Source organism: Protofrankia sp. CiP1_Cm_nod3 (assembly GCF_982290655.1).
Window position 1 is genome coordinate 133,855 of the sequence record NZ_CEVIVD010000002.1, and the last position, 5,771, is coordinate 139,625.

A 5,771-nucleotide genomic window follows, 5' to 3' on the forward strand; every position below is an offset into this window, starting at 1 on the left:
TGAGGAAGTCCAGGCCGCTGCGGTGCCCGATGACAGCGAAGGCCACGCCGGTCAGCAGGGTCTGGGCCGACGAGATGCCGTTGATCCCGTCCATGAAGTTGAAGGCGTTGGTGAAGCCGGCGATCCACACCAGCGCCGCGCAGGCGGCCAGCGGGATGACGGCGACCGGCAGGTCGGGCGGTGCCACGGCGACCCAGGCGATGATCGTCAGTGCTGCCGCGACCATCTGCAGGCCGAGCCGGCGGAGCGCGGCCACGCCGTGGGTGTCCTCGGCGAGGCCGAGCAGGCCGAACAGCGCCGCGGCCACCACCACGGTGAACAGCTCGGCGGGGGCGTCCACGGCCGGGTCGACGATGGGTACCAGCATGCCGGCGAACAGGCCGAGAGCGATGGCCACCCCGCCGCCCCGGCAGGTGGGCACCAGGTGTGACGATCGTTCGGTCACGGTGTCCATGACGGCCAGATGTCGCATGCCCGCGATCACGGCCGGCGTCGTGACCGCGGTGATCAGAAGTGCGATGACTGCCGAAAGCACCACGTCGTCCACCGCCTTGGGATGGTCCGGGAGGGTTCTTCGCCGCCGCCGGCACGGAGCGGTCATGGCCGTGCCGCTGGTGGCCGGTGGGATCCGGCTCCGGTCGAAGATCGAAAGATGGCTACATTAAGTAGTAGAGACACTACTACTAGTGTGGATAGGCGTTCGTCGTGTCGCGTCCGACATCGCCGCCGGTGTCGTGTCGTGTCGTGTCGCCGCTGGTGTCGTGTCGCCGTCCACGGGGTTCGGGCCGGATGCCCGCCGGGCGTCACCTGGTGTCGATCTTCGGCTTGTGGTGCGACACGGGCCATGCTTCCGCTTTGGCGGCGGTTCGGTATGTCACGCTATGCTTATGACTAATTACGGAAAGCTCGTCGTGGTAGGTCAGGGCTACGTGGGTCTGCCCCTGGCGATGCGGGCCGTCGAGGCCGGCTGGTCCGTGGTCGGGATCGAGGTGGACGAGGGGCGGGTCAAACGGCTGAGCAACGGTGAGTCCTACGTGGAGGACATCCCGAGCCTGGTCGTCGCCGAGGCCATCGACAGCGGCCGCTACCGGGCGTCATCGAGCTATCAGGACGCGTCCGAGTTCGACGTCGCGGTGGTGACCGTCCCGACCCCGCTGCGTGAAGGCATCCCGGACCTTTCCTACATCGAGAGCTCCGGGCGCAGCCTCGGGCCGTTACTGCGGCGGGGAGCCACCGTGATCCTGGAGTCCACGACCTACCCCGGCACCACCGACGAACTGTTCGGGCCGCTGCTGGAGGAGGCCTCGGGGCTCGCCGCCGGGGAGTCGTTCTTCCTCGGCTACTCGCCCGAGCGGATCGACCCCGGCAACCCGAGCTGGAACCTGGTCAACACCCCGAAGGTGGTCTCCGGCGTCGACGAGCGGTCCCTGCGGGCCGTGCGGGCGTTCTACGACTCGATCGTCGAGACGACCGTGCCGGTGGCCTCGGTCCGCACCGCCGAGCTGACCAAGCTGCTGGAGAACACCTTCCGCCACGTCAACATCGCCCTGGTGAACGAGCTGGCGATGTTCGCCCACGAGCTCGGGGTCGACGTGTGGGAGGCGATCGAGGCGGCGTCCACCAAGCCGTTCGGCTTCCTGCGCTTCACCCCCGGCCCCGGGGTCGGCGGGCACTGCCTGCCCATCGACCCCTCCTACCTGTCGTGGCGGGTACGGCGCAGCCTCGGGCGCAGCTTCCGTTTCGTCGAGCTCGCCAACGACGTCAACGACCACATGCCCGACCATGTCGTGCGCCGGGTCCTGGAGATGCTCAACCGCCGGCGCAGCGCGGTCAACGGCAGCCGCATCCTGCTGCTCGGGCTGGCCTACAAGAAGAACACCGGTGACGCCCGGGAGTCCTCGGCGGTGCGGGTCGCCACGCTGCTCGCCGGGCTCGGCGCGCACGTGCGGGCCGCGGACCCGCACGTCGACGCCTCCTGCCTGCCGTCGGGTGTCGCCCTGGTCGAGGCGGACGCCGAGGAGGTCGCCGCCGCCGACCTCGTGGTCGTCCTGGTCGACCACGACGCGTTCTCCCGGGAGTTGGTGGCCCGCCGCGCCCGCGCCGTCCTCGACACCCGCTGCTGGCTGCCCACCCAGCGCTCCGGCCACCACGACGCCGCGCCACCCGCCACCGCCGAGATCGAACTCCTCTGACCCAACCCGACGACGGCCAGCCCGCCAACGGACAGCCACCAAATCCGGGTGGTGTCCGGCAGCCCTCCGGACACCACCCGGCCACCGATCCACCTGACTGGAGCCTTGCAAACACAATCAAATAATATGATTATTATGCTTTTAGCGGAGCGGTCAACGATGGTTTGTGGGAGTGCGCTTCTATCGCTTGTATATATCGTGTGTCCCGATCCGTAGCCAGATTACGTGAGCATGCCCAGGCCGCACAGGTAGCCCATAGCGCCACAGGGCGCGGCCGTTACGTGCCCACGTCATCTCGTTGACACCCGGGAGAGACTGGTAGCTCTTTACGCGTAGTGAGGGATGGAACCGCCCAGCAACCAGCCCTTCGTGGAACAGCACCACCGCACGTCGGAACGCAGCCTGATCCGCAGCGCTGAGTCGGTGGAACTCGGCGAGAAACCGGCTCTCCGGCTGGAAGGTGGGCATGTTGAGCACGGTAACTGCTCCGTGCCGCTGAACATTTTCCGGGGTTAGCTGGCTTGCGGGTGCTCGACAAACTCGCTCAACAGATCGTCGAACGCCTGGAAGCTCATACAGACGATGGCGTCGTCTGTCGTCTCGTCAGCCTCCGCAACAGCAGCGACTACGTCCGGTGGAGCTTCGTCCACAACTTCGTGCGGCTCTGGGACGACCACACCATAGATCTCCACACATGCACTCTACCCCGATGTAGACGTGCACGGAGCCGTAGGTGGGAGTCGGTGAGTGCCTTGCGGGCCGCGTGCCCCATTGTGGATGACTATACGTTTTGCCTCCGGTGACGCCGAACCCTCGCGGACGAGTGCGTCCTGGAGCTCCCGCAGGATGTGTGGCGACCACAGCGGACGGTAGAGGTTGGTGATCGCGAGGCGTAACAGGCTGTCGCGCAGGTGCATGGGGAACAGGACGCACGTGTCGAGCAGCGCGGCGAAGGTCATGGCGCTTCCGTGCGACGATAGGGCCTGTCGGTCGCGCGGTAGCCGTCGAACTCCTCGGAGAGGGCTACCAGTTCGTCCATGGCAGCCTCGCGTGCGGTTCGTCGCCGTTCCTGGTGGGACGGCACCGCGGATGTTGATGTGGGCGGAAGGTATCCGCGGGCTGCCGTCCCGGCTCTGGTCGCACACTGGCACGTGGTTGCTCCGGGTCGCCGTATGGCCCATTCCGATCTGTCCTGATCGCCCCGGTTAGAACTGTCGGACCCCCGCGATACAACAGCGGGCAGACCGGGCTGATCGGCAGCGACCGGTCGGTGATGGCCGGTCGAGCGACGGAGGTCGATGAGCGGTGGCGACGGGTCACGAGGAACGGCGCAGCACAGGGCGGGTCGGGGCGCCCGTCCCGCCCCGGGCGCTGGCGAAGGTGCCTTTCGTCGAGCTGACCGACGGGCGGCTGCAGGGGGTCGTGTCGAGCGGCTCGGACATCGAGCGGGTGTACGTCTCGTCGATCGCCGCCGGGACGCACGCGTACTACTGCAGCACGAACAACAACCGGCCCTGCGGCGGGCTCAACACCTGGGCGATGTGCAAGCACCTCCAGGCGCTCGTCGACGCGGCGGTGCTCCAGTACGGGACGGACCGGGTCGCGCGCTACCTGCGCGCCGACGTCGGCGACGGCGCGGCGTCGGCCGCCGACCTGATCGCCGGCCTGAGCGGGCAGCAGGAGAAGCAGCCCGCGGCGACCGTCTTCAGCGGCTTCCTACGACATCTCGGCTACCTGGAGCGGCCCGACGTCGCCGGGCCCGTTCCCGAGCTCGACTGGTTCCCGGCGGAACGGGCGGTGCTGTAGATGCGCGCGACGCAGCTGGGTGCGCTGACCGGGTCCGCGCCCGCGGGCGTCGAAGCGGCCCTCACGGTGGTGGACGGGTTCGACGACGCCCTGGCCGACGGCCTCGGCCGGCTGGGCCCGTCGGCCGTCGACGCGCTCGAGGCCCTGGCGGGCGCGGTGGCGGCGACCCCGCTCGGCCCGCGGGCCGCGGAGGCCGTGGAGAAGATCGTTGTCGGCTCGGCCGGCGACGACGCGCTGGTGGCGTTGGCCGGCGCCCGTGCCGCCCTCCTCGGCGCCGCGCACGACGCGCTGCTCACGGGCTTCGACGCGGCGCTCGGTCGAGACCGGCTGACCTGGGATGCCGGGCCGGAGGGGAACGGGCCGCCGGCGGCCGGCGCGTCCGGGCCGGCGGGCAACGGTGCGCTTGCCGGCTGCCGGTCGTGGCTGCGCGAGCTGGCGATCACCGGCTGGCGCGGCGTCGACGACGAGCTGGTCTCGTCGAGTTCCCGGGCGCGCGAGGCCGCGTGGACCGAGGCGGGCCTGCGCCGGCTGGCGGTGCTCGTCGACGGCCTGGCCACCGAGCTGCGGGCCTCCTGCCCGGTGGGGGCCGCGGCGCGGCTCCCGGTCCGGCGCTGGGGCGACCTGTGGACGCGCGCCCAACTGCTCGCCTGGCGAGGCGGCTGGACACCGGACGCGGACACGGCGGAGCGGGTGTCCGGTCGGCTGCTCGTGCTCGGCGCCGAGATCGCCGAGCACGACACCGCTGTCCGGGTCCAGGTGCACGGGATCCTCGAGGCCACCGGCGGCGCGGACGCGCCGCCGCGGCTGGTGCGTGCCGGGGTGAGCGCCGCGAAGGTGGACACGATCGTCGGGCCTGCGCTGTGGCACCTGCTGAGCGCCTACCCGGTCCTGCTGGGCGCGCTCGCCGAGCACCGCGCGGTCGAGATCGTCGAGATGGCGCTGCTCGAGGGCGGCGATCTGCTGTGGCGGGAGGACGCGGCGCGGCTCGCCGACGCGGCGGATCCGTTCGTGACCGCCCGGGTCCTGCTCGCGGGGGCGGTCGCGCCGGCCGCGGTGCCGCTGGACCGCCACCCCGTCCGGATCGCCGAGCCGGTGCTCGTGGAGGACTACGCGGCCGCGTTCGACGCCGAGCGGCGGACGGTCACGCTCGACCTGGACGGGGCCGTACTCGACGTCGACGTCAGCCCGGTCGCCGCGAACCCGGCGGCGAGCCACGGCCCGCTCACTCCCGAGCTGCTGGCCGTCTCGTCCGCCTGCCTCGGGCTGCTGCGCTGGGACGGCGGCGCCTGGCGGCTGCGCCCGCTCGCGGCCCAGGCCGTGGTCAGGCGTAAGCCGACGGCGGCGCACGCCGGTGACTGGGCCCTCGGGGTCACCGATCCGAAGATCGCGAAGGCGCACGCCAGGAACGGCGACACGGTGGCCGTCCTGCGTGAACGCGCCGGAAGGCTGCTGCGCAAGTGACCACATCCACGAACGTGACCCGGCAGGTCCGGCAGACCCGGCAGACCCTGGCGGGAGAGGCCGGCTCGTTCGACACGGTCGCCGAGAACCGGCGCCAGGTCCTGTACTGGCGGCTGCTTTCCCGGATCTTCGCCGTGGACGAGCAGCTCGCGCTGGAGTCGGCGAGCCTGGCGATCGTCGACGATCTCGACCTGCCGGCCGTTCTCCTGGACCCGGCCGTCTCCGTCGACACCGTCGTGCAGCGCTTCCCCACGCTCGCCGCCGATCTGCTGGGCCTGCTGGGCCAGGGCAACGAGACCGCGAACAGCGAGA

Annotated in this window: 4 protein-coding genes and 2 pseudogenes; 4 read left to right on the forward strand and 2 right to left on the reverse strand. The window is 70.6% G+C overall.

Annotation, left to right across the window (positions count from 1 at the left end; genetic code table 11):
- Nucleotides 1-538 (reverse strand): annotated as a pseudogene (locus AC5LUJ_RS01455) (MraY family glycosyltransferase); the annotation flags it as partial.
- Between the two features lie 349 nt (nucleotides 539-887).
- Between AC5LUJ_RS01455 and AC5LUJ_RS01460 the strand changes: the two are divergent.
- Nucleotides 888-2,192 carry a nucleotide sugar dehydrogenase gene (locus tag AC5LUJ_RS01460; protein ID WP_250285344.1) on the forward strand — a complete coding sequence of 435 codons (1,305 nt, stop codon included), beginning with the start codon at nucleotides 888-890 and terminating at the stop codon, nucleotides 2,190-2,192.
- A gap of 512 nt (nucleotides 2,193-2,704) precedes the next feature.
- Here the strand turns inward: AC5LUJ_RS01460 and AC5LUJ_RS01465 are convergent.
- Nucleotides 2,705-2,884: a hypothetical protein gene (locus tag AC5LUJ_RS01465; protein ID WP_250285339.1), complete on the reverse strand. Its 180-nt coding sequence runs from the start codon at nucleotides 2,882-2,884 to the stop codon at nucleotides 2,705-2,707.
- 613 nt (nucleotides 2,885-3,497) lie between these two features.
- Here AC5LUJ_RS01465 and AC5LUJ_RS01470 point away from each other — a divergent pair.
- The 3 genes and pseudogenes from AC5LUJ_RS01470 to AC5LUJ_RS01480 form a co-directional block, all read left to right on the forward strand.
- Nucleotides 3,498-3,998: a hypothetical protein gene (locus AC5LUJ_RS01470; RefSeq protein WP_493464351.1), complete on the forward strand. Its 501-nt coding sequence runs from the start codon at nucleotides 3,498-3,500 to the stop codon at nucleotides 3,996-3,998.
- The gene (locus tag AC5LUJ_RS01475) at nucleotides 3,999-5,459 is read left to right on the forward strand and encodes a hypothetical protein (protein ID WP_250290680.1); all 1,461 of its coding nucleotides are present in this window, start codon (nucleotides 3,999-4,001) and stop codon (nucleotides 5,457-5,459) included.
- Nucleotides 5,456-5,771, forward strand: a pseudogene (locus AC5LUJ_RS01480) (hypothetical protein); the annotation flags it as partial. The gene AC5LUJ_RS01475 and the pseudogene AC5LUJ_RS01480, both read left to right, overlap by 4 nt.

Bases quoted from the DNA above. Each gene is read 5' to 3' on its own strand.
- AC5LUJ_RS01460 (WP_250285344.1), top strand. From the start codon at position 888: ATGACTAATTACGGAAAGCTCGTCGTGGTAGGTCAGGGCTACGTGGGT.
- AC5LUJ_RS01475 (WP_250290680.1), top strand. From the start codon at position 3,999: ATGCGCGCGACGCAGCTGGGTGCGCTGACCGGGTCCGCGCCCGCGGGC.